The organism is Paraburkholderia sp. SECH2 (assembly GCF_030464795.1).
In the GTDB taxonomy this organism is placed as follows: domain Bacteria; phylum Pseudomonadota; class Gammaproteobacteria; order Burkholderiales; family Burkholderiaceae; genus Paraburkholderia; species Paraburkholderia aspalathi.
In genome coordinates, this window is record NZ_JALPRH010000004.1 from 353164 (window position 1) to 375219 (window position 22056).

At 61.5% G+C, this 22056-nt stretch carries 23 protein-coding genes; 8 read left to right on the forward strand and 15 right to left on the reverse strand.

The annotated features are described in order from the left end of the window. Positions 1-10 precede the first annotated feature (10 nt). The 3 genes from M0D66_RS10810 to M0D66_RS10820 form a co-directional block, all read right to left on the reverse strand. Positions 11-346 carry a YbjQ family protein gene (locus M0D66_RS10810; protein WP_200651705.1) on the reverse strand — a complete coding sequence of 112 codons (336 nt, stop codon included), beginning with the start codon at positions 344-346 and terminating at the stop codon, positions 11-13. A 181-nt stretch (positions 347-527) separates the two neighbouring features. Beyond that, a complete protein-coding gene (locus tag M0D66_RS10815; protein ID WP_200651703.1) occupies positions 528-1067 on the reverse strand; it encodes a carboxymuconolactone decarboxylase family protein in 540 nt (179 codons plus the stop codon). Positions 1068-1121: 54 nt separating this feature from the next. Next, on the reverse strand, positions 1122-1871 hold the full coding sequence (locus M0D66_RS10820) for an SDR family NAD(P)-dependent oxidoreductase (RefSeq protein WP_200651701.1): 750 nt from the start codon (positions 1869-1871) through the stop codon (positions 1122-1124). Positions 1872-2000: 129 nt separating this feature from the next. Between M0D66_RS10820 and M0D66_RS10825 the strand changes: the two genes are divergently transcribed. Next, positions 2001-2921: a LysR family transcriptional regulator gene (locus M0D66_RS10825; RefSeq protein ID WP_093642639.1), complete on the forward strand. Its 921-nt coding sequence runs from the start codon at positions 2001-2003 to the stop codon at positions 2919-2921. A 126-nt stretch (positions 2922-3047) separates the two neighbouring features. Here the strand turns inward: M0D66_RS10825 and M0D66_RS10830 are convergent, their stop codons facing one another. From M0D66_RS10830 to argH, 4 genes are read right to left on the reverse strand one after another with little or no spacing between them, the layout of a single operon-like run. Next, entirely contained in the window at positions 3048-3887 is an 840-nt protein-coding gene (locus M0D66_RS10830; RefSeq protein ID WP_093642641.1) for an ABC transporter substrate-binding protein, read from the reverse strand. 60 nt (positions 3888-3947) lie between these two features. Continuing rightward, complete coding sequence (locus tag M0D66_RS10835) at positions 3948-4712, reverse strand: amino acid ABC transporter ATP-binding protein (protein WP_093642644.1); 765 nt, start codon at positions 4710-4712, stop codon at positions 3948-3950. 32 nt (positions 4713-4744) lie between these two features. After that, entirely contained in the window at positions 4745-5599 is an 855-nt protein-coding gene (locus tag M0D66_RS10840; RefSeq protein ID WP_093642972.1) for an amino acid ABC transporter permease, read from the reverse strand. A gap of 47 nt (positions 5600-5646) precedes the next feature. Then, the gene (argH, locus tag M0D66_RS10845; RefSeq protein WP_266210736.1) at positions 5647-7080 is read right to left on the reverse strand and encodes an argininosuccinate lyase; all 1434 of its coding nucleotides are present in this window, start codon (positions 7078-7080) and stop codon (positions 5647-5649) included. Positions 7081-7192: 112 nt separating this feature from the next. On the opposite strand from argH, the gene M0D66_RS10850 reads away from it, so the two are divergent. Next, entirely contained in the window at positions 7193-8071 is an 879-nt protein-coding gene (locus M0D66_RS10850; protein ID WP_200619982.1) for a LysR substrate-binding domain-containing protein, read from the forward strand. A gap of 10 nt (positions 8072-8081) precedes the next feature. Here M0D66_RS10850 and M0D66_RS10855 read toward each other — a convergent pair whose 3' ends face one another. The 4 genes from M0D66_RS10855 to M0D66_RS10870 all read right to left on the reverse strand — a co-directional run bounded on the left by M0D66_RS10855 (position 8082) and on the right by M0D66_RS10870 (position 12301). Beyond that, positions 8082-8936, reverse strand: coding sequence for an ABC transporter substrate-binding protein (locus M0D66_RS10855; RefSeq protein WP_244179501.1), 855 nt, complete (start codon positions 8934-8936; stop codon positions 8082-8084). A 70-nt stretch (positions 8937-9006) separates the two neighbouring features. Next, on the reverse strand, positions 9007-10401 hold the full coding sequence (locus tag M0D66_RS10860; protein ID WP_093642652.1) for an MmgE/PrpD family protein: 1395 nt from the start codon (positions 10399-10401) through the stop codon (positions 9007-9009). Continuing rightward, positions 10398-11312 carry a polysaccharide deacetylase gene (locus M0D66_RS10865; RefSeq protein WP_266210737.1) on the reverse strand — a complete coding sequence of 305 codons (915 nt, stop codon included), beginning with the start codon at positions 11310-11312 and terminating at the stop codon, positions 10398-10400. The genes M0D66_RS10860 and M0D66_RS10865 overlap by 4 nt, the downstream gene beginning before the upstream one ends. Further along, positions 11309-12301, reverse strand: coding sequence for a polysaccharide deacetylase (locus M0D66_RS10870; RefSeq protein WP_266210738.1), 993 nt, complete (start codon positions 12299-12301; stop codon positions 11309-11311). Before M0D66_RS10870 ends, M0D66_RS10865 begins: the two co-directional genes overlap by 4 nt. Positions 12302-12516: 215 nt before the next feature. Here M0D66_RS10870 and M0D66_RS10875 point away from each other — a divergent pair, with 215 nt between their 5' ends. Together M0D66_RS10875 and M0D66_RS10880 are read left to right on the forward strand one after the other, a co-directional pair. Further along, entirely contained in the window at positions 12517-13404 is an 888-nt protein-coding gene (locus M0D66_RS10875; protein ID WP_266210739.1) for a LysR substrate-binding domain-containing protein, read from the forward strand. A gap of 158 nt (positions 13405-13562) precedes the next feature. Then, positions 13563-14060: a thioesterase family protein gene (locus M0D66_RS10880; protein WP_054041457.1), complete on the forward strand. Its 498-nt coding sequence runs from the start codon at positions 13563-13565 to the stop codon at positions 14058-14060. An 80-nt stretch (positions 14061-14140) separates the two neighbouring features. Here the strand turns inward: M0D66_RS10880 and M0D66_RS10885 are convergent, their stop codons facing one another. The 3 genes from M0D66_RS10885 to M0D66_RS10895 all read right to left on the reverse strand — a co-directional run bounded on the left by M0D66_RS10885 (position 14141) and on the right by M0D66_RS10895 (position 17936). Continuing rightward, positions 14141-15580 carry a sensor histidine kinase gene (locus M0D66_RS10885; RefSeq protein ID WP_200619978.1) on the reverse strand — a complete coding sequence of 480 codons (1440 nt, stop codon included), beginning with the start codon at positions 15578-15580 and terminating at the stop codon, positions 14141-14143. A 73-nt stretch (positions 15581-15653) separates the two neighbouring features. Beyond that, positions 15654-16628 carry a response regulator gene (locus tag M0D66_RS10890; RefSeq protein WP_266210740.1) on the reverse strand — a complete coding sequence of 325 codons (975 nt, stop codon included), beginning with the start codon at positions 16626-16628 and terminating at the stop codon, positions 15654-15656. Between the two features lie 675 nt (positions 16629-17303). Next, complete coding sequence (locus M0D66_RS10895; RefSeq protein WP_266210741.1) at positions 17304-17936, reverse strand: ABATE domain-containing protein; 633 nt, start codon at positions 17934-17936, stop codon at positions 17304-17306. 177 nt (positions 17937-18113) lie between these two features. On the opposite strand from M0D66_RS10895, the gene M0D66_RS10900 reads away from it, so the two are divergent. The 3 genes from M0D66_RS10900 to M0D66_RS10910 all read left to right on the forward strand — a co-directional run bounded on the left by M0D66_RS10900 (position 18114) and on the right by M0D66_RS10910 (position 20608). Then, entirely contained in the window at positions 18114-18809 is a 696-nt protein-coding gene (locus M0D66_RS10900; RefSeq protein ID WP_266210742.1) for an alpha/beta fold hydrolase, read from the forward strand. An 83-nt stretch (positions 18810-18892) separates the two neighbouring features. Continuing rightward, complete coding sequence (locus M0D66_RS10905) at positions 18893-19747, forward strand: alpha/beta fold hydrolase (protein WP_266210743.1); 855 nt, start codon at positions 18893-18895, stop codon at positions 19745-19747. A 90-nt stretch (positions 19748-19837) separates the two neighbouring features. Further along, positions 19838-20608 (forward strand): SDR family oxidoreductase, encoded by a 771-nt coding sequence (locus M0D66_RS10910; protein ID WP_266210744.1) that lies wholly within the window; start codon positions 19838-19840, stop codon positions 20606-20608. 79 nt (positions 20609-20687) lie between these two features. Here M0D66_RS10910 and M0D66_RS10915 read toward each other — a convergent pair whose 3' ends face one another. Next, the gene (locus tag M0D66_RS10915) at positions 20688-21062 is read right to left on the reverse strand and encodes a VOC family protein (RefSeq protein ID WP_266210745.1); all 375 of its coding nucleotides are present in this window, start codon (positions 21060-21062) and stop codon (positions 20688-20690) included. 172 nt (positions 21063-21234) lie between these two features. Here M0D66_RS10915 and M0D66_RS10920 point away from each other — a divergent pair, with 172 nt between their 5' ends. Continuing rightward, positions 21235-21927: an NnrU family protein gene (locus M0D66_RS10920; protein ID WP_266210746.1), complete on the forward strand. Its 693-nt coding sequence runs from the start codon at positions 21235-21237 to the stop codon at positions 21925-21927. Positions 21928-22056: the final 129 nt, after the last annotated feature.

Sequence of the window (22056 nt, forward strand, 5' to 3'; positions counted from 1 at the left end):
CACAGGCTCTTCAAGCCGGCAACGTCGCGCGGACCGCCGTCCCGTAACACAGCACCTCCGTAATGCCCCTCGCTATCTCGGTTGCGTCGTACCGCATACCGATGATGCCGTTTGCGCCCAGGTCCGCGGCCTGGGCAATCATGCGCTCGTATGCATCCTGCCGCGCTCGCTCACACAGCGACGTGTAAAGCGTGATGTTGCCTCCGAAAATCGTCTGCAGCGACGCGCCAAGTGCGCCAACGATGGACCGGGACCGAACGATGATCCCACGAGTGACGCCGAATGAACGCTCTATCCTGTGGCCCGGAAGGTCAAACGCTGTCGTCACCATGTGTCGTTCTATCATCGTCTTCTCCGTGCTTAATTGATCGCTTGCAGTTCATCGGGATTGCTTTCAAGGCTCTTCATTGTAGTCAGGCACCTGGCTGACATGCGGGGATCGCTGACTGGATAGATACAGGTAACGCTCCAGTCAGCCGGGCAACGCGGGCATCGCATGAACGCTCCGCCTTGCCCGGCTGCAACCATCATGCAGTAAGTTGCGGCGCAGCAGGGAAATCCACCGGCACATGCGTCGTTGAGTGCAGGTAGTTAGTGACGGTTTTGTCGCCGATCACGACGATCGTGTCGACCAGATTGGCCTTGGTCCAGCCCGCAGCGAAGAACGCATCCACAAGCGCCTGATCGGCGTGTCCGCGGTTGACCGTGATGCTCTTCACCAGGCGCGCGAGCGCGTCGAACTTCGCGTCGAAACTTGCCTTGCCACTGCGGATTTCGAGAATCTGTTCGTCGGTGAAGCCGTTCATCTTGCCGATCATGGTGTGGGCGGCCAGACAGTACTCACAGCCGTTGACCTGGCTCACGACGAGGTTCACGATTTCTCGCGCCTTGCCGGTGATGCTGCTCTTCGCGTTCTGGAACGCGAGGTAGCTGCCGAGCGCATGCTCCGAATGGGCCAGCGTCGCGTACAGGTTAGGCACTGTGCCGAGACTGCTCTTGAGCTTGTCGAAGATAGCCTGGTTAGCCGGGGAAACTTCGTCGCGTGTTGGGACGTTGATGGTGGTCATGGTGATACTCCTGAGTAAAAAAGATGAATGAAGCTGGGTGGAAAAACCTGTGCGTTATTGCGCGGTATAGGCGCCGTCGACTGCAATGTTCTGTCCGGTGAGGTAGCGCGCCTTGTCGCTCGCAAGGAAGACGATGGTCTGGGCGATCTCATCTGGAGTCGCGGCGCGTCGCGCCGGTATCGTCGCAAGGAAACTGGCCTTGCCCTCCTCGCTGCCGCCGGCAAAACGGTCGAGCATTTCGGTCGCTACAGGACCGGGCGCCACGGCGTTGACGCGCACGCCTGCGGCAGCGCCTTCGAGTGCCGCGCTCTTCGTGAGACCTTCGACCGCGTGCTTGCTGGCTGCGTAGACGGAGGCGCCCGCAATGCCCACCTGGCCCGCGATCGACGAGAGGTTGATGATCGAACCCGCGCCCTGCTCCAGCATCACGCGCATTTCGTGCTTGAGCGACAGCAGCGTGCCGAGCACGTTGACCGAGAACGTGTCTTCGTAGTTGGTTGCTGTCTGCTCGACGATCGGCGCCAGTTGACCTTCCGTGCCTGCGTTGTTGACCGCCACGTCGAGGCGCCCGAAACGCGCCACGGTTTGCTCGACTACGCTGCGCACTTCGGCTTCGAAGCGCACATCGGCGCGCAGGAATTCAGCTTCAGCACCGAGCGCGCGCAATTCGGCGGCAAGCGCCTGACCTGCCTCTTCGCGACGACCGCTGACGACCACGCGGTTTCCTTCGCGAGCAAAAGCAAGAGCGGTAGCGCGGCCGATACCGGTCAGCGCGCCAGTGATAAGAACGACGGGTGAGTTCATGTCCGTACTCCTTGGATTGGGTTGCATCGAATCGCGTTTGCGACGACTGCACTTTGACTGATTCCAGATTGGGGATATAGATGGTGTATGCTCATATGACTGATTCCGCATAGGAATATATTGAGCAAAATGGATAAGCTGCAGGCAATGAAGACGTTCGTGCGCGTGGTGGAGGCCGGCAGCTTTTCCGCGGTCGCGCACGAGGCCGACACGACGCAAAGCGCAGTGAGCAAACAGGTCGCGGCACTCGAGCGCGAGTTGGGCGCACGGCTGCTGACGCGAACCACGCGTTCGCTCGCGCTGACGGAAGAAGGTGAACACTATTTCGAGCAGGCGCGGCGCCTCGTCGCGGAGATCGCGGAGGCCGAAGGCGCGCTGCGGCGCGGCGAACAGCAACTGACGGGTTGGCTGCGAATCGCGGCGTCAGTCGGCTTCGGGCGCCTCAAGCTCATGCCATTGGTTCAGTCGTTTCTGGCAGAGCATCGGGGCGTGAAGATCGACCTGCGCCTGAGCGATGGTTTTGTCGACCTTGTGGAACAGGGGATCGACGTCGCGGTGCGGCTCGGCGATCTGCCGGACAGCAGCCTGATCGCGCGTCGCGTGGGAACGGCACAGCGGATGCTGATGGCGCATCGCAGCTATGTGCGCTCACTGCCCAAAGGAACGAAAGCGCCACGCGTTCCCGACGACCTGGTCGAGCACAACTGCATCGTCTACACCGAACTGGCGATGCGCAACGCGTGGCGTTTTACGGCGGGGCCCGGCGCGACGGATCCGGTGGGAACCACGCGCATCGTGCGGGTCGAAGGCAATCTGCAAACCAACAGCAGCGAGGTCATGCGGGCCTCGGTGCTCGCGGGTATGGGGATCGGCTATTCGCCGACATGGCTGTTCGACGACGAGCTAGCCAGTGGCGAAGTGCAGCGGATGTTGCCGGACTGGGACACGATCCCCATCCCGATCCATCTGGTGAGCCCACTGGAGCGCCGGCATTCGGCGAAGGTGAAAGCGTTTGCGGAGCATGTCGGCAAGGCGATGGCTCGGAGCTGAAAACGCACGGCGGCTTCGAAGCGCTCAAGCCCACTACCATGGGCCGCTGGCTCGGGAAGCCAGCGGCGTGGGCCAACCATCTGTCGAGCCTGATGACAGCCTGGGCGAGGCTAGCGCCCGACCGTATCAAGTCCCAGCGTTAACAAGCGCCTTCGGCACAGCGTGTTGCTGCAAACCCCATTTCGCCAGGATCTTCTGATAGGTGCCGTCAGCGATCAATTGATTGAACGCATTGGTCAACGCCGTATTGAGCGCCGCGTTGTCCTTCGACATGCCGATCGCGGTGTACTGCGACAGGAATGGCTGGCCGATCGGCGCGTACGCGTTCTGCTCAATCGAGTTCTGGTACGGCAAAGTCTCACCGCCCTGAACTGCCACATCGATCCGGTTCTGGCGCAACTGCATGCGCGCGTCCGACGAGCCATCCGTACCGATCACCTTGATGGGCGGCTTACCTGCCTTCACGCAATGCTCATTGCTCCACTTCGTCGTATCGTTCACAAACGATGTGCGGCGACTCGTTCCGACAGTCTTTCCGCACAACGCATCCATCGTCGCGAATTCACCCGCACGCGCCTTCACCGTATAGAACTGCGGACCGGTCGTGATGTAGTCGAGGAAGTTCACCGCCCCGCGGCGCTCGGGCAGATCGGTCATGCCCGACAGGATCACGTCGACGCGCTTCGTCGTCAGCGCGCTCATCATCTGGTCGAAGTTGGTTTCCTGCCATTCGAGCTTGACGCCGAGCTTCGCGGCGAGGGCTTCGCCGAGATCGACGTCAAAACCCATCAGCTTGTCGGTAGCGGGGTCCTTGTATTCGAACGGCGGATAGTTCGGCACGATCGCCGCGACGAGCGTGCTCTTGCCAATTGACGGAGCGGTTTGTGCATGAAGCAGCGGCGCATGCAGCGCCACGACGCCAACAACCAGGGTGAACCATTCACGCAAACGAAGGGACGCGTTCATAGAAACTCGCTTGTTAGAAGAATCTGAAAAGCGGGTCCCAGTTGGAACCCGCGGTTGTGATCAGGACAGCACGGCCGAGATGAAATCCTGCGTACGTTTATGTTTTGGCTGCCCGAGCACCTGATCAGGTGTACCGGTTTCCACCACCTGCCCCTGATCCATGAAGACCACGCGGTTGGCTACCTCGCGTGCAAAGCCCAGTTCATGCGTCACCACGATCATCGTCATGCCGCTTCGCGCGAGGTCCCGCATCACCGCCAGCACTTCGCCGACGAGTTCGGGATCCAACGCCGAGGTCGGCTCGTCGAACAGCATCAGTTGCGGATGCATTGCCAGTGCACGTGCAATCGCCACCCGTTGCTGCTGTCCGCCGGACAGTTCCACCGGAAACGCATCGCACTTATGAGCGAGCCCTACGCGCTTCAACAACGAACGCGCCTCTTCTTCCGCTTCCGCGCGACGCCGTTTCAGCACCTGCACCGGACCTTCGGTCACGTTCTCCAATACCGTTTTGTGTGGGAACAGGTGGAATTTCTGGAACACCATGCCGGTCGCAAGGCGCTGACGCGCCACCTGCCGCTCCGACAGTTCGTGCAGCCGGTTGCCCACGCGCCGGTAGCCCGCCAGTTCGCCGTTCACCCACAGCGCCCCTTCGTTGATCTTCTCCAACTGGTTGATGCAGCGCAGGAACGTGCTTTTGCCCGAGCCCGACGGCCCGATCACGCACAGCACCTCGCCTTTGGCCACATCCAGCGTGATGCCCTGCAAGGCCTTGAACTCGCCATATGATTTGCGCACGTCGACCGCGCGAACGATTGAATTCATTTCGGCTCCTTGTCCTGTCGTCGCTGGCGCCTTCATTGCCGGCCCGATGCACGTCCCGCCCCGCGGGCGTAGTGCCGCTCCACCCGCGACTGCGCGAACGACAGCACCGTCACCACCACCAGGTACCAGACCCCGGCCACCATCAACAGCTCGATCACCCGTGCATTCGCGTAGTAGATGTTCTCGGCGTTGTGCAGCATCTCCGCATACTGGATCACGCTCGCGAGCGAGGTCAGCTTCACCATCCCCACCAGCTCGTTACCGATCGGCGGCACAATCACCCGCATCGCCTGCGGCAGAATTATCCGGCGCAGCGCCTGCAGCCGCGGCATGCCGATCGACTTGGCCGCTTCATACTGGCCCGTGTCCACCGACAGCAGCCCCGCGCGCACCACTTCCGACGTGTACGCCCCCTGGTTGATCCCCAGACCCAGCAACGCCGCGAGGAACGGCGTCATGACGTCCACCGTGCGAAATTCGAAAAGGCCCGGAATCCCCATCGACGGAAACACCAGCGCGAGGTTGAACCACAGCAGCAATTGCAGGATCACCGGCGTGCCGCGAAACAGCCACACATAGCCTTGCGCGACCGCTTGCAAAACCGGATTGGGCGACAGCCGCATGATCGCGGTGATCACGCCGAGCACCACGCCCAGCACCATCGCCAGCACCGTCATCACGATCGTGTTGACGAGGCCGTTCAGGATCGAACGCGCCGTCAGGAAGCGCGCGACGTAACGCCATTCGATCTGCCCATGCGCGAACGCTAACACCACGTACCCAATCAACGCGATGATCGCCGCAGAGGCCACATAACGGCCCCAGTAGCGGCGCCGCACATGGACCAGATGCGAAATGTCGGTGACGTCTTCACTCATCTCTGTCATCTGCTTCTGAGCCTCCGCGGGCAGTGCCGCCCGATCGTTGGAAACGCTTACCATGATGGCCCCCTGTAGTCCGCTGCCCACGCGGCCTGCCGGTCGATCGCCGCACGCAGCCGGGTGATCTGCTCTTCCACGCGAGCCGGCGCCGTGCCGCCGTAGCCGCTGCGCGCGGCCACCGCCGCTTGGAGCGTCACGTGCTCCAGCACCGACGCTTCCAGCCGCGCATCCACCTGCGCCAACGTCGCCACGGATACTTCACCCAGCTCGATGCCCTGCTCTTCACACGCCCTCACCAGCGCGCCCGTGATCTCGTGTGCCTCACTGAACGGAATACCGCGCAGCGCGAGCCAGTCGGCCACCTCCGTGGCGAGCGTGAAACCCAGCGGCGCCTGGCGGCGCATCTCGTCCGCGTTCACCTGCATCGTGCGGATCATGCCAGCCATTGCCGGCAATACCAACTCCAACGTGTCGATGCTGTCGAACGCGGCGATCTTGTCTTCCGCCAGATCGCGGTTGTACGCGAGCGGCAGCGACTTCAGCGTCGCCAGCAGGCCGCCAAGGTTGCCGATCAGTCGCCCCGCCTTGCCGCGCGTAAGCTCCGCGATATCCGAATTCTTCTTCTGCGGCATGATCGAGCTGCCCGTTGCATAGCCATCGTCCAGCACGACCCAGCCGAACTGGCGCGTCGTCCACAGGATCACTTCTTCCGACAGCCGCGACAGATTCACCGACAGCATGCTCGCGATGAACACGAATTCCGCGACGTGATCGCGTGAAGCGACGGCGTCGATCGAGTTCTCGCACGGCGCGTCATAACCGAGCTCCGCGGCCGACAACTCCGGGCTGAGGCAGATCGCCGAGCCCGCCAACGCTGCCGCGCCCAGCGGCGAGCGCGCGCTGCGCCGGTCCCAGTCCACCAGACGATCGACGTCGCGGTAAATCGACTGCGCGTGCGCCAGCAAATGATGCGCGAACACGACCGGCTGCGCCGGCTGCAGATGGGTAAAGCCCGCTGTCACGCTGCGGGTGTGCGCATCGGCCTGTTCGATCAGTGCGTTCTGCAAATCGATTACCGCGTGCGTCAGCGTGCGAGCCTTGTCGCGCAGGAACAGGCGCAGGTCGTTGGCCGCCTGGTCGTTGCGCGAGCGGCCCGCGCGCAGCTTGCCGCCGGTGGCGCCCAAACGCTGCGTCAATTCGCGTTCGAGGAACGTGTGCACGTCCTCGTCATCCTGCGACGGTCCGATCTCGCCTGCGAGGTACTGCGCTTGCAGCTTGTCCATTTCTCCGAGCAGTTGCTGCAGTTCATCCTCGGTCAGGATCTGCGCGCGGCGCAACTCCTGAGCATGCGCGCGAGAACCGGCCAGATCGTAAGGCGCGAGCCGGAAGAAGCTCGGGTCCGAACGCGACAGCGCCTTCAGCGCCGCCGACGGCCCCGACTTGAAACGCCCACCCCACAAACGCTCGATCGGTTCAGAAATATTCATCGCTGCCAGCCCTCGGTTAAGTTGACCCCACTGTACGTATCCAGTTTTTCTTCTTGTAGCGAGAATTAAATTCCGTTCAAATGAAATTTTTCTCAGCATCTCTTCCTGCCTCATGCGAAACCGTCTGCCACCGCTCAATCCGCTCCGTGCGTTCGAAGCCGCCGCGCGGCGCTCGAGCGTGGCCGGCGCCGCGCAGGAGTTGCACGTGACCGCCAGCGCGGTCAGCCATCAGATCCGCATTCTCGAAGAATCGCTCGGCGTTACGTTGTTCATCAGATCAAAGGCGCGCGTGAAACTGACGCGTGAAGGCGAGGCCTTGCTGCAGCCCGTCAAAAACGCGTTCGACATGATCGCCAACGCCGTGGTCAAACTGGACTCGCCCGAGATGGCCGGCGATCTCGTCGTATCCACACCGCTGCTGTTCACGTCGCGCTGGATGGCCCGGCACATCGGCGAGTTTCTCGACCAGTACCCGGCGGTCAATCTGAAAGTGATCCCCTCCAACGACGACCGCGAGGTGTATTCGCCCGATGTCGACGTATGCGTGCGCTACGGGGAAGGCCGCTGGCGCGATCGTCACGTCACGCTGATTACGCATCCCGCGCTGTTTCCGGTGGTCAGTCCCGCCTTGATGAACGGTCCCAACGCGATCCGCAAAACCGAGGACCTCGCGGGCAAAGCGCTGTTTTGCGAGCACTCGGGGTCGTGGATGCGGTGGCTTGCGCATGCATCGGCCGACAAACTCGAGGGCATCAGGATTCTGGAAATCGGCAATGCGCATATCGGTATCGAAGCGGCGATTCACGGTCAGGGTGTGGCGCTCGGCGACAGTTTCTCGGTGCGGGACGACCTGATGGACGGCACGCTGATCCGGCCGTTCAACATCACCGTGCCGTCGAGACACGCGTATTACCTCGTGTCCCGGCAGGAGTTGTCCGATACGCCACTCGTGTCCGCATTCGCCACGTGGCTGAGCGAGTACGTCGAGTGACCCAACTGCTTCAATGGTCCTTCGCGCCGTTCATCGTCACCTGCTGAACCGCGCTCGATTGCAGGCCCCACTTCGCCACGATCGCACTGTATGTGCCGTTCGCGACCAGCTTGTCGAGCGCGGCCCGCACCGCATCGCGCAGCTTCGGGTTGGATTTCGCAAAGGCAATACCTTCAGGCGAAGCCGCGAACGGTTCACCAATGGGCCTGTAGGTGTTCGGTTCGAGCTTCATTGCGTACGGCAGGGTTTCGCTGCCCTGCACGCCCGCCACGATTCGCCCCTGCTTCAACTGCATACGCGCGGATGACGTGTCTTCCGTACCCACTACCGTGATCGGCGTCTTGCCGACGCAGTTCTTCGTACTCCATGCCGCGGTGTCCGCCGGGAACGACGTGCTGCGGCTCGTGCCGACCGACTTCCCGCACAGATCCGCCGACTGCCGGATCTCGCCGCCATGCGCGCCCGTCAGGATGTAGAACTGCGCGCCTGAATTCAGATAGTCGAGAAAGTCCGCTGTATCACGGCGCCCCGGCACATCGCTCAATCCGCTCAACACCATGTCCACACGCCCGGTAGCGAGCGAGGGCAGCAATTGTTCAAACGCTGACTCCTGCCAGTCCAGCTTGACGCCGAGTTGCTTTGCAATCGCATTGCCGAGGTCGATATCGAAACCGGTCAATTCGCCGCTCTCCGGGTCTTTGTATTCCATCGGCGGGTAGATCGAGTTGACCGCGACCTTGATGACCTTGGCCTTGGCGATCGAATCAGGCAACGCTTGCGCATGGGCTGCAGCGCCGAAGAGAAAGGTCGACAGGCAGACTGCCATCAAACGGGACGCAGCGCGCAGCGGGTTCGGCTTGGACATGGAGGACATACCTTTAAAGAATTGAACGCTTGTCATCAAAACGATTGAGCTTCCGTCGCGGCCTGTCGTGCTATCGCAGCGCGGGTTTGGCATCGGCATCGCCGCCAAGCCACGATAGAAGCGTTCGCGCGTCGGCGAGATTGTCCAGATCGAGTACGGCGTCGGCAAGCGCGTTCGCCGATGCGTCTTCGAGCGCCATCGTGGCCAGGGCGTGGTACTTCGACAGCAAGTCTGCATCCGACAATGGATTGCGCGGATCGCCGAGCGGCGTGAGCACCTGCCGCGAGCGCGGCATCTCATCGGCGATCGTGAGCGTGACGATGGGCTCGTCCAGATCGGACATCGTCAGATCGACTTCGAGCGTGATGCGCTCCATCATCGCGGCCACCCGCAGATCGGTTCGCGCAGCCTCTAGATAAGCGCCAATCCTCGCATGGCCATAGACCAGCACCGAAGCAACCGCATACGGCAAACTCATCTGCGATGAGGCCAGGTTGCGCAAATCGCGGCCACCGCACATGCCTTCGACGAATGCGCTCAATCGGACGTGCACGTTCGAGAGCCTGTTCGGATCGAATCTGATGTCACGCAGCAGATCGAGCGTGGCATCGACTGCTGCATGCGTGCTGCGGCACGACGCGTGCGGCTTGATCGAGCAACGCATGATCTTCCACGTGTCGCCCAGTTCGTGCAGCAAGGCTTCGGGCTTCTGCGTGTCGGGAGCGAACGCGTTGAAGAAGCCGCCCCATACGTCCGCGAACACCTGCGTCGGGCCGCTGACGTTTTCCCTCGCCAGCAATGCCGCCAGCAATCCACCTTCAGCCGCGCGGCCGGTATGCATACGTTTCGTTTGCGACGCGTCGTGAATGAAGCCCCATAGGCCGCCGCTGAAGCTGCCCGCATGGCCGAACGCCGCGCCGGTTTGCACGGCGTCGAGTCCGAGGAGGCGCGCGCTTGCCGCCGCCGCGCCGAACACGCCGCAGGTCATCGTCGAATGCCAGCCGCGTGCGTTGTGCGGCGAATATCCGCCGCACGCTTCGAGTACTCGCCTGCCGACGTCATAGCCGAGCACGACTGCCGCGAGAAATTCACGCCCCGAGACTGGTCGCGGTGAGCACGCAAGCGCCGCGAATGCGGCAGGCAGCACGACCGCGCCGGAATGATCGCAGCCGCCCGAGTCGTCGAGTTCCAATGCGTGCGCGGCGATACCGTTGACGAAGGCCGCGCTGCGCGGGCCGAGCGACTGCCGCGTGCCCCAGACCTGCGCGACGCCTGGCCCGTCGCCGGACATGACCGCCCGCGCGCTGCGCGACTCCACGGCCGCGGCACCGGCGAGCGACGCGCCGAGTGTGTCGAGGATGTGCCGCTTGGCCTTATGGACGACGGCAGCAGGCAGCGCGTCGTCGGGTACGCCGGCGACGAATGCCGCCAGTTGCTCCGACAGCGACAGATCACGCGCGCTCATCGTGCAGCCTCGCGATGCCGTGCAAAAACCTCGACCGGATGACCGGGCTCGTTGCCATCGACGTTCTGCCGCCACCAGGCCGCTACTTCCGCGCCCGTCGCGAACCACACGTCATCATGCGAACGCATCTCCGCTAGCAACTCGCGCAACACGTCGATACGTCCCGCTGTACCGATGAGCTCCGGATGCAGCCTCAGCACGAAGCACAGACCGAAGCGGCGGAACGCCGCGAAATCCTGCTTCCAGTTCACCAGCACTTCCCGATACGAGGGAATCCGTGGCTGTCCGACCGGTACTGCTGGCGACAGGTTGTAGACGAAGTACGGTTCGTCTTCGAGTTCATAGTGAAGCGGCAGTTCGACCAGCGGGGGCGTGTCCGCAGCCACCACAGTCCCTGCGTTTGCGTCCGGCAAATGAAAATACGGCAGATCGTCGCCGCGCCATGAAGACGACCACGTGACCCCTTCGCTGCGAAGAAAGTCCGCGAAGCCCGGCGCCCAATTGCCGTAGAAAGAACGAAAACCCTGCACGCGCCGACCGAGTGTGTCGACGAGCGCTTGCTGACCTGCCAGGAACGCCTGTCGTTGCTCATCGAACGTGAGTGTGTCGAAGTTCTCGCAGCGAAATCCACTCGTGCCGATTTCGTGTTGCTGCGCGTCGATACGGTGCAGCAAGTCCGTGTGGGTTTGGGCAACGCGTCCGGGCAAGAACCAGCTCGAGCGGACATCGAACTCATCGAACGCGTCGAGCACGCGATCCACGCCCCGTTTCGCACCATAGCGCCAGACCGAAAGCGATTTCTCGCGGCCGGCGATGCGCGGTTCCTGAGTCAGGATGCCGTGTTCGTCGTTGAAGTCGACCGTGACGACCACCGCGCAGCGCGCGTTGTGCGGCCAGTGAAGTGCATTCATGCGCTGAACTCCTGCGCGTGTCCCGAGGCATTGTTATCGAGCCACCATTGCGCGACGTCGCGGCATGTGGCGAACCATACGTCGCCTTGTGCGTGCATGTGATCGATCAGTCTTTCCAGCAGCGCAATCCGGCCGGGTTTGCCGGACACCTTCGGATGAAACAGCGTGGTCAGGCAAAGTCCGTCACGATGTGAGCCGTCGAATTCGCGACGCCAGTTGTCGAGCGTCGTGTCATAGCTGGCAATGCGGTCGAGGCTCGCCGGAAAATCCGGGTTGCGGTGATAGGCCAGCGACGCATAATCGTCGAGCTCCCAGCGGCCCGGAATTTCGACCATCGGCTCGGCGATGCCCTCGGCGTGCAGCAGATAAGGACGATCGTCGCCACGCATCGAACTCGAATAGCGCACGCCGGCCTCCATCAGCACGCGAATCGTGTCCGGCCCCCAGTCGCCCGACGGCGTGCGAAAACCAACCGGCTGCATGCCGAGATATTTGGCGAAGACTTCCGCGGAGCGTTCCATCACTTCGCGCTGGCCGTCGCGATCCAGAGTCCAGAAAGCCTCGTGCCGGTAGCCGTGGTAAGCGATCTCATGGCCGCCCGCGATGATCGCCGCACATTGATCCGGCCAGTTTTCGACCACCCAGGCCGGCACGAAGAAGGTTGCCGGCACACGCCGCTCGTTCAGCATATCGAGCAGACGGCCAAGCGCGCGCCACGGGCCATAACTGCCCAGGGTGAAATACGAAGGGTTGGTCCAGATCGAACCGTTGAGCATCGCATCGCCGGTCGGGCCGTCGAGATCGAACGCGAGCGCGACGCAGGAACGGTGTCCTTCCGGCCAGCGCGGTGCGGTCTGAACCAGCTGGCGCTCCACATATCCCATTTGAGAACCGTTGCCCGACTCCTCAGACGCACTTGCACTGTCTGCATGGCTTTGCGACGCTCGCATGCCCTGTTGCAGGGGCAACGTGACGGTAGATCGGACCAAACTAAAACTCCCTTAAACGCATTGTTCGACACGGCGTCGATCCGGTGTTTCTGCCCGCTGGGTAAGGCAAACCCGATGCTCAGCGGCGGCACCCCGGCACTCACTGCGAGGCTACTTCGGGCATGGAAATCCGGACTTGTTGAAGGGATTTAAGAACGCCAATTTTCCGGCCACAAACGGTAAAATCTCATGGTTACCATGCGAGTTGTGCATAAATGAAGATCGAACGCTATCCTCCCTTCAACGTGCTGCAAACCCTGCTGGTGGTCGCCCGTTGCGGCAACTTCACGGCTGCATCGCAGCAGCTGTTTCTCAGCCAGAGCGCGGTGAGCCGGCATATCCAGCAGATTGAGGAGTATTTCGGTTGCGCGCTGTTCGTCAGGCACACCCGCATGGTCGTGCAGACTGCGGAGTGCCAACGCTTGGTGCCGATCGTCGAAGAGTTGCTGGCAACCGCGCGCCGCTCGATGCACATCACCAACTCAGGCGGCCAGACCATTACCCTGCGTGTCACGCCCACACTGGCGGCGCGCTGGCTGCTGCCGCGCCTCACCGACTTCTACGCTGAAGTGCCCGGCACGCAGTTGAATATCGACACCGCATGGTTCCTGCCGACCAATTTCGGCGAAGGCACACTCGACGCGGCGATCCTGTTCGGAACCGGCAATTGGGAAGGATTGGAAGCCACCTGTCTGATGCGCGAGAGATTGACGCCGGTCTGCTCGCCGCAGATTGCCGGCGGCACACCGCCGCTCGTGGAACCCGAAGATCTGAAACACCACACGTTGCTGCATTCCAGCTTCGGCCGGCGAGGCTGGATTCTGTGGCTGCAGCAGGAAGGCAACCTTGCCGCGCATACGTATCGGGAGCAGGTGTTCGACACGCTGGATCTCGCATTCAGCGCCGCGGCACGCGGCTTGGGGGTGGCGCTGGGGGATCTGAACCTGGTCGGAGAGAATCTCACCAGTGGCTCACTGGTGACGCCGTTCAAGCGCGTGGTGGAGACCGGGGCTGGATATTATCTGGTGCATCCGCCGCGCAATGAATATCGCGAGAAATTGAAGCCGCTTCTTCGGTGGTTGCAAACGCGTGTTGCGGCGTAGTCCGCGCCGATTGCAAGGGCATTTGTCAGTTTTCTTCGTCACATGTTTGTCAGCCAATAGCCACACGACCCACATCCCCAACAGAATGGGATGTGCCTGCCGTACAGGGAGGCATGCGTGGTTGCCGCAAGCAGCCGTTCCTGCGAAAGGAAAATCGTATGTTGATGCGTGACAATATCCCTACCGCCCTCAACCGAGGATCCGCCCTTCTTTCGGAAGACCCGATCGCCACGGGCTCGCTCAAAACCTTCCACCACACGTTCGATATTTATCTAAAGGACTCGAACGCGTTCATGAATACGTACTTCTCACGCTACTTCGAGTGGCAAGGTGTTTGCCGCGAGCGGTGGTTTCATGAGTGCATCCACAATGACCTGCTGGGATCGGACGGCATGTTCGTGACCAAACGCGCGCACCAGGAGTACGTCCACGAGACCTTCCCCTTCCAGCACGTGGATTGCTATCTGAACACGGTGCAGGTCAAGCAATGCTCCGCCTACCTGCTGTTTCGCTTCTGCGTGGATGGGCGCCAGGTTTCACAGGGTTACCAGCAGATCCTGTACGCCGGGCGGGACCGGAAGATCAGGCGCTTTCCGGAAGGAATCGTCGAACGGGTCAAGGAATATGAGCTGCCGATGACGGCACTGGCCGCCTGATCTCAGCGGCGGACTTTCGCCGTTCAGTTTTTCCGCTGAGTTTGATCTTTAAGTTTCACCGCTAATTCCACCCTTAATCTTCACTGCGGACGCCGGCGCAAGGAGCGCGCCGGCGCTTTACTCAGTGCACGGTCCGCTGGCGACCCCGGTACCGGTAAGCGCACGGTGAAGGTGGTGTGTGAACCGCGCGTCGACATGCATTCGATCGTGCCGCCCAGCAATTCCGCCGCGCGGCGGCAGAAGGCGAGCCCCATTCCCGCGCCGCTTCCATGCCGCTTCGTCGAGAAGAAGGCGTCGAAGATATGCGGCAGCACGTCGGGCGCGATGCCCGGCCCCGTGTCGCGGAATCGCAGTACGCAGAAGCCGTTTTCCTGAACCGCGCTGATTGCGATCTCGCCTTCGCCGCTCACGTGAATCGCGTGCAACGCGTTTTTCAGCAGATTGAACAGCACAAAAACCGCCAACGTGTCCGAACCCGAAAAGCATAGCGCCGGGTCGATCGGCGCCACGGTGACGCGTACGCGTTCGTCGCTACGGAACGGATAGCGCTCCAGCGCCGACGTCACACATTGCTGCATGGAATGAGGACTAAAGCGAGTGCGGTCCAGGCGATCCAGGGTGAACGATGCGAGCGCCATCTCGACCATCGCGCTGGTGCCCGACACCTCCCTTCTGATCGCCGTGGCGAGGTGGCTGATGCGCTCGGACTGCCCGGAATGCCCCTCCTGATCGTCGTACAGCCCATGCGTGACCGCCAGCTTGTAACCTTTGAACACATGCGCCCATACGCTGGCGATTTCGTCGGCGTGCATGGCGATCGTCGCGAGCGGCGTCGCGATTTCGTGCGCGATTGTCGCTGCGATCGCATAGGGGTGAATCAGGTGATAACGAACGATCGTGATCGCGAGAAGGCCCAGACTGAGCGCAATGAACAGCACACCCGGCGGATAGAACGGGTAACCGTAGTTGACCGCATAGTCGACTGCCGCGAACGAGTATAGGCAGAGGCTTGCAAAGCAGAGATCGAGACGCCGGCGCGCTTCACTGCCGGCCTGCTTGCGCGCGGCGAGCAGAAGCTGTCCGCTGCGGGCGGCGAGCAACACGGTCTGCAGGACGTGCAAAGGATGCAGCGTCCCGGCGCTCGGATAGTAGCCAAAGAAAAAGTGCCGGTAGCCGGAGACTACTTCGGTGCCGGGCAGCAGCACGGCGAGGACAACACACATGCCGTAAGACGCGAGCAAGATGGGCCGCTCGCGGCGCCTCGCCGCCACCTCGGTGACGAAGTGATAGAACGTGGTGGGCAGAAAGAGAATGAAGAGATAACCGACCCGGACCAGCACGCTCGCAATGTGGGGATCTTCCGTCTGGAACAGCAAGGTCCATGTGCCCTGCCATGCAAATGTCGCCGCGCACATCAGAAGGAATGGCGCGGACAGCCGCGTCACGCCTTGTGTGATGAGTACATAGAGTCCGAACACCACGAACAGCGCAGAGACAAAGGCGGTCGGAATGGCGTACATGTGGCTCAATGGGGCGGAAAACGTCGGTCTATTCCGGCAGGTTCATAGCGGACTATGCGAAGGGGCCGATCCTTCATGAGTGGGTCTGCTGCATCCGGCCGCTGCGCCATTGCGAAAATGTCTGCGTGCTCAGACCCACGTCGGCAGAATCGATTCGGCTCCAGCAATAGAAAGCGTCGTCCCAACCCGGGATGGATTGCGGCGTGACCGTTTTGTAGTTCGTACCGGGACGATAGGCCAGGTACGGCCAGAAAATCGGCATCGACTCGCGTACCGCCATCCGCCGCAACAGATCCGCCGGCCCGCTCTCATCCGCCACAATTTCCGCCTGGGCGATCCAGTCGTTCTCAGCCCAGGCAAGGAAAACACTCGGGTTGCCCGCCCGGTCGAACATCAGGATGGCATTCTGCTCCGGACGCCAGTAATACTCGACGATGTTTTCGGCGGCAACCACCGCGTCGATGGCCTTGCTCGTTCGCGGATCGCAATAGGTCAGGCCGTTTTCGCCCAGCCCCAACCAGCCCGCCTCCGAACAATGCCGGTTTCTGGCATCTTTCAAAAAATGAACCAGTCGGTTAGCCGAATCCGCGTCCGTCTTTCTCAGATACAGATCGACAATGCCGGCATTGAAGGCTTTTACCGCGACGGTCTCATCCGCAACGCCGGTCAGGAGCACCTTCGCACAACGCAAATTGGATATGGACGAAAGGAATTCGACGCCGCTGAGTCCGGGCATGTCGTAATCCACAACAACCGCGGCCACCTCCGAAAATCGGGCGTTCCGGGCCAGGACGTCACGCTCGGCCGAGGTTTCAACGAACCGTTCCAGACCGACCTCGCTCAAACCGGCCGAGGCCGGCGCAAACACCAGCGAATGCTCGCGAGCATGCTTGCGGATGAAAGCAAGTGCAGTTTGGGGCCGAGTGAAAAACAGATTGATTGAAACATCCGGAAAGAATCGGCGCAATGCATCGAGGTAGCTGTCGCTGTCGTCCACGAAAACGACGGATGCCGGATAGGAAACAGGGGGTCGAATAAAATTGTTCATGTTTATACGTGGAATATGCGGCGCGTTTCACACCGGCTTGCACGCCGGCTTCTCTCACGCTGGCTCCCGGGCCAATTCCCGCTGAACCATATAGTACCGGGGTCTTTGCATGAACAGTGCAAACTTGCGCGGCCTTTCCGTCAGAGTATGCGAATGGAATAATTAATCTTAATCGGGTCGAGCTGATTATTCTGCCGCAATCAAGCCCGGAACTGGCGTTGTCTGAGTCCGGAATTGACCACGATGCTGCGTCAGTTTCCTTCGCTTGCACCGAGCGCCGACTTCGCGCAAAGAAAAACACCCGCGATTATTTCAGCAAGCATCGTGCCGCCCGGCAAGCCACGGAGAAGTGTGGGCCACTGCACATACGCGAGTAATTCGTTCTTCCGGAAACCAACTGGCGGCAACCTTCCCTGCTACGCTTCGCTGCATTGCCTGTTTGCGGGTACGAGAGCGAGCCTACGTAGCCGTCACCCCGATCTCCCGCCTGATTCACCGACTGTCGCGCCGCCGGCATGGTGACTGCGCGCAGCCGGCGGATTCATTTGACTTGCGCGGAGAACGAAGCGGTGTTCCATCAAAAGGTTCATACGCGACCCGAATCGGCCGAGGCGGCGTCGACTCAGACATTGACCCGACGTGCGTTGCTGTGTGATGCGGCTTTGGCCGCGAAAGCTAGCCGTTCTCCTGCTCCTTGAGCCGCTTGCGGTGCGCCGCGACCTTCGCGCGGTTGCCGCAGATCGCCATGCTGCACCACCGCCGCGCGTGGCCACGTGTGTGATCCGCAAACAGCAACGTGCATTTAGGGCCTTCGCACGCTTTCACGTACGTGAAGTCCTCTTCACACACCAGCTTCGCCAACGCCTCGGCGATGGGCATCAGTAACGACTCCGCCGACTGCCAGCGCCGCTTCGCCCGAAGTTCAAAGCTCGTCGCGCCGCCCGATGTGTTCGGCACGATTTCGCCATGCTGCTGATCGCGCTCGAGCAGTCGATTCAAGGGTTCGAGCTCGCGTAAATCTTTGGCAGCAAGCGGCCGCCCTTTCCTCTTTCGCACAAATCCCCTGAACCACTCGCGCAATTCGCGCGCACGTGCCGCAACGTCGTCGAGTTCGGCCGGCGTCGAGCGGGTTCGTATTTCCGCGAGCGCCGCGCGCGGCAGAAATCCGGTCTGCTCCAGCCAGGCGAGCAGATCTTCTCCATCGCCGATCCAGTCGACTGGCTCATCCACCGGCGTCGCGATCGAGTTCAAGAAATCCAGACCGGGCGCATCGGCCACGAGGATCGCGGGCATCTGACGATAGTCCATTTCTCATGACGAATATGAAGTGACGGTGGATACATCGTAACCACTAAAAATGCACTTGACAAGTTACGCATCTAGTTTGTAACCTGTAAATACGCGTTTGACAGGTTACGCGACGCACAACTCGACGCGATGAACGTGCATCACAAGCAGCACCCCATTCCTTCAAAGGAGCGAGAAATGTCTATTGGCAATGTGAGCGCGGTGCTTGTGCACGGCGCGTGGGCAGATGGATCAAGCTGGAGCAAGGTCGTCGAACGCCTGAAGGCACACGGCATCAACGCTGTTGCGGCGCCGTTGCCGCTGACCTCTTTGCATGACGACGTGGCCGCCCTGAACAGAACGCTGGAGCGCATTGAAGGTCCGGTTGTTCTTGCCGGGCATGCGTACGCCGGCGCAGTAATCGGATCGACGCGCGCCGACAACGTCAAGGCGCTGGTGTATGTCGCCGCGCTTGCGCCTGCCGAAGGCGAAACGGTGGGCGATGTGTTCTACCGTGGCGAAGCGCATCCGCTGGCGCCCAAACTGTCACCGGATCAGCATGGCCTGATCTGGCTGCCCGAAGAGGCATTCGCAGCGGCGTTCGCGCAGAACGCCACGGCGCAGGAATTGACGGTGCTCGGTGCGGTTCAACGTCCCATTTCAGTGTCGTGCATTGGCGAGCCGGTCGGGCGCCCACTCTGGATGGATCGGCCGAGCTGGTTCCTGACCGCGGAGCAGGATCGGATGATCAGTCCCGACACGCAACATTTCATGGCACAGCGCATGAAGGCGCGCGTGCATTCACACCAGGTCGATCACACGCCCACCGTTACAGGCCCTGACATCGTCACCGACGTGATCGTCGAAGCAGTTCAAGCCGTCTCGGCACGCTAGGGATTACTCAAACCCGTCATACCGACAGGCGTTGTTCGCGCCTGCCATTTCGAACTCACCGCTGCCCAACCGGGAGTCAACTCATGTCCGCCATTTCCTATCGTTACGCTGACGTCGACCACATCAAGGTGTTCTATCGCGAAGCGGGTCGTCCGACCGCGCCGAAACTGCTCCTCCTCCACGGTTTTCCGAGCTCGAGCCACATGTTTCGGGACCTGATCCCGTTACTGGCTGAGCACTTCCATATCGTCGCGCCCGATCTGCCTGGTTTCGGCCAGTCGGACATGCCGAGCCGCGATGCCTTCACGTACACGTTCGACAACATCGCCTCCGTGATCGAACGCTTCACCGAGCAGATCGGTTTCGACCGCTTTGCCATGTACGTATTCGACTACGGCGCGCCGACCGGCTTCCGGCTTGCACTCAGGCATCCCGAGCGGATCGCGGCGATCATCTCGCAGAACGGTAACGCGTATGAAGAAGGCCTGAGCGAAGGCTGGAATCCGATTCGCGCTTACTGGCAGGATCCGTCACAAGCCAATCGCGAGGCGCTTCGCGCGATGCTGACGCACGACGCGACCATGTGGCAGTACAGGCATGGCGTGCAAGACACGGCGTCCGTATCGCCAGACGGCTACTCGCTTGACGAGTTCTATCTGAGCCGCCCGGGCGCGCACGAGATCCAGCTCGATCTGTTCGGCGACTACCGGAACAATGTCGCGTTGTATCCCGCATTCCAGCAGTACTTCCGCAGCCACCAGCCCCCGTTCCTCGCTGTGTGGGGAAAGAACGATCCGTTTTTCCTGCCGCCCGGCGCCGAGGCGTTCAAGCGCGACATCCCGAATGCCGAGGTGCGCTTTTTCGATACCGGCCACTTCGCGCTGGAAACGCATGCGGCAGAGATCGCCGCGGCTATTTCCGGTTTTCTAATTCGCTGACAGACGAACGCAGCGTGGTGGTTGTCCATTGAGTCGCTGGTTTAGCGACTCGTCGGGTCCAGTTCAGTTCAGGAATGAAGGAGAAAGGAAATGTCGAACAAGGTAGCAATCGTTACAGGTGCGAGCCAGGGTATCGGCCGTTCAACCGCCATCAGGTTGGCGCGAGACTTTCCGTCGGTGGTGATGGTTGCGCGCAATCGTGAGAACCTCGCCCAGACCGCTGACGAAGTCAGAAAGGCAGGCGCAAAAGCGCTTCCAATCGACCTCGATCTGTCAGATCCGGAAGCCGCACAGAAGGTGGTCGATCAGACGCTGTCGGCGTTCGGCCAGATCGACGCATTACTCAACATCGCGGGCGCGGTGCCGCAGATCGATGTCTTCGAGATGAGCGACGATCAATGGGATCGCGGCTTCGCACTGAAGCTGCACGGCGCGCGACGATTGACGATTGCAGCATGGCCATTGTTGAAGAAAACCTCAGGGTCGGTGGTGCTGATGTCGGGTAACTCGGCGCTGTTTCCCAAAGCACCCTACGCGGCCGTGGGCACGATCAACGCGGCGATTGTGGCGCTGGCGAAGGCTTTCTCGGACCGTGGGATTGCAGACGGCATACAGGTCAACAGCGTGCTGCCAGGCCCGGTAATGACCGGTCGGCGGCAATCCTACCTGGAGCATTGGGCGCCGCTCCACAACATGACGGTCGAAGAAGCGACGGCGCGCTTTCCTGTCGAAGCGGGAATCGCTCGGTATGGCACCCCCGAAGAGATCGCCGAGCTGATGGCGTTCATCGTGTCGCCCGCCGCACACTGGATGACAGGCTCGACGCTGAGGATGGATGGCGGCGAGGTCAAGTCGATCTGAACAGCCATCAACCTGACCGTTCGCAGCGAGGCCCGAAGCGGACGCGCGCCTGGCCTCGCGAGTCCGCTCGATGGAAGGCTTAGGCCTCGGGCTGGTGGCAAACCACTTCGATGTTGTGCCCGTCCGGACCAATCACAAAAGCGGCATAGTAGTTCGCGTGGTAGTGCGGGCGCAGACCCGGCGCACCATTGTCTTTGGCACCCGTCTCCAGCGCCGCGCGATAGAAAGCGTCGACTTGCTGGCGATTGTCGGCCGTGAATGCCAGGTGAAGATGCGCCGGCTTCTCATCAGTTTGGTACAGGCACAAAGAAGCCTTGCCCGGCGGGCTAAGCTCGACGCCGTACGTCGGCGGCCCCTCCCCGACAACCGCTACGCCGATCGGTTCGAGTGCCTTGAGGAAGAACGCTTTGCTCGCTGCATAGTCGCTGACTCCGAATTTGACGTGGTCGAACATGGGCTCTCCTGAAGTGTGTGGGCCTGCGTAAGGCCGGACGTGATTTAGAGATCTCCGCGATGTTGCCACATGCAGCCACAAGAAGGGAAAGCGCAAAGGAGTAATCTTCGGTACTGGAAATCGAACACGCGCAGTACGGTCAGCCAGCGATATAACGTGAGGAGCCGGGCCAATGGGAAGCACCAGCGCAGTTGCGGCGGCGGCAGTCGCCTTCGTGGGGAGTCACTTTGTTTTATCCCATCCGCTGCGCAGGCGGCTGGTCAGCACGATTGGCGAAACGGGGTTCCTGGGCGTCTATTCGCTGGTGGCGTTCGCGACGCTTGGTTGGTTGATCGCCGCCTACCTGAAGGCGCCTTTGACGGCACCACTATGGCAGGCAGGAGACGGGGTCTGGGCGATTGCGACGGCGGTGATGCTAATCGCATCGATCCTCCTGATGGGCTCTTTGATCCGCAACCCGGCGCTGCCCACCGGCGGCCGGCCCGCTGCATTCCCGGCAGCGGCGCTCGGCGTGTACGCAGTGACTCGCCACCCGATGATGTGGTCGTTCGTACTGTGGGGGCTGTGTCACATCGCTGTGTTCCCAGTGGCCAAGAGCAACATCGTTGCAGCGGCTATTGTGATTCTCGCGCTCGTCGGCGCCGCCTTGCAGGACCGGAAGAAAGAGCAGCTTCAGCCCGATCTCTGGCCTGAGTGGGAGTCGAAGACGAGCTACCTGCCGTTCGCGGCGATCGCCGCTGGCCGGGCGCGGCTGGGCGGCTTCGGCTTGCATGCATTGTTGGGCGGTTTCGTTGTGTGGCTCGTCGCGACCTGGGCTCATATGCCGCTCACCGGATGGGCCGCGGGCATCTGGCGCTGGCTGTAAACGCAGCCTCCAATCTTCACACTCACCTTTCATTCGATAAGCCCGGCACCGCATCCGGGCCACGTTTCACTTCCCGCTGATATTTACATTCTCCACTGATACTTTCCTTTCTACGGCCACTGCCGCCGC

Bases quoted from the DNA above. Each gene is read 5' to 3' on its own strand.
- M0D66_RS10810 (WP_200651705.1), bottom strand. From the start codon at position 346: ATGATAGAACGACACATGGTGACGACAGCGTTTGACCTTCCGGGCCAC.
- M0D66_RS10820 (WP_200651701.1), bottom strand. From the start codon at position 1,871: ATGAACTCACCCGTCGTTCTTATCACTGGCGCGCTGACCGGTATCGGC.
- M0D66_RS10895 (WP_266210741.1), bottom strand. From the start codon at position 17,936: ATGGACTATCGTCAGATGCCCGCGATCCTCGTGGCCGATGCGCCCGGT.
- M0D66_RS10855 (WP_244179501.1), bottom strand. From the start codon at position 8,936: ATGTCCAAGCCGAACCCGCTGCGCGCTGCGTCCCGTTTGATGGCAGTC.
- M0D66_RS10885 (WP_200619978.1), bottom strand. From the start codon at position 15,580: ATGTACGCCATTCCGACCGCCTTTGTCTCTGCGCTGTTCGTGGTGTTC.
- M0D66_RS10830 (WP_093642641.1), bottom strand. From the start codon at position 3,887: ATGAACGCGTCCCTTCGTTTGCGTGAATGGTTCACCCTGGTTGTTGGC.
- M0D66_RS10850 (WP_200619982.1), top strand. From the start codon at position 7,193: ATGCGAAACCGTCTGCCACCGCTCAATCCGCTCCGTGCGTTCGAAGCC.
- M0D66_RS10825 (WP_093642639.1), top strand. From the start codon at position 2,001: ATGGATAAGCTGCAGGCAATGAAGACGTTCGTGCGCGTGGTGGAGGCC.
- M0D66_RS10905 (WP_266210743.1), top strand. From the start codon at position 18,893: ATGTCCGCCATTTCCTATCGTTACGCTGACGTCGACCACATCAAGGTG.
- M0D66_RS10875 (WP_266210739.1), top strand. From the start codon at position 12,517: ATGAAGATCGAACGCTATCCTCCCTTCAACGTGCTGCAAACCCTGCTG.
- M0D66_RS10815 (WP_200651703.1), bottom strand. From the start codon at position 1,067: ATGACCACCATCAACGTCCCAACACGCGACGAAGTTTCCCCGGCTAAC.
- M0D66_RS10900 (WP_266210742.1), top strand. From the start codon at position 18,114: ATGTCTATTGGCAATGTGAGCGCGGTGCTTGTGCACGGCGCGTGGGCA.
- M0D66_RS10835 (WP_093642644.1), bottom strand. From the start codon at position 4,712: ATGAATTCAATCGTTCGCGCGGTCGACGTGCGCAAATCATATGGCGAG.
- M0D66_RS10920 (WP_266210746.1), top strand. From the start codon at position 21,235: ATGGGAAGCACCAGCGCAGTTGCGGCGGCGGCAGTCGCCTTCGTGGGG.
- M0D66_RS10915 (WP_266210745.1), bottom strand. From the start codon at position 21,062: ATGTTCGACCACGTCAAATTCGGAGTCAGCGACTATGCAGCGAGCAAA.
- M0D66_RS10910 (WP_266210744.1), top strand. From the start codon at position 19,838: ATGTCGAACAAGGTAGCAATCGTTACAGGTGCGAGCCAGGGTATCGGC.
- argH (WP_266210736.1), bottom strand. From the start codon at position 7,080: ATGAATATTTCTGAACCGATCGAGCGTTTGTGGGGTGGGCGTTTCAAG.
- M0D66_RS10890 (WP_266210740.1), bottom strand. From the start codon at position 16,628: ATGAACAATTTTATTCGACCCCCTGTTTCCTATCCGGCATCCGTCGTT.
- M0D66_RS10880 (WP_054041457.1), top strand. From the start codon at position 13,563: ATGTTGATGCGTGACAATATCCCTACCGCCCTCAACCGAGGATCCGCC.
- M0D66_RS10865 (WP_266210737.1), bottom strand. From the start codon at position 11,312: ATGAATGCACTTCACTGGCCGCACAACGCGCGCTGCGCGGTGGTCGTC.
- M0D66_RS10840 (WP_093642972.1), bottom strand. From the start codon at position 5,599: ATGACAGAGATGAGTGAAGACGTCACCGACATTTCGCATCTGGTCCAT.
- M0D66_RS10860 (WP_093642652.1), bottom strand. From the start codon at position 10,401: ATGAGCGCGCGTGATCTGTCGCTGTCGGAGCAACTGGCGGCATTCGTC.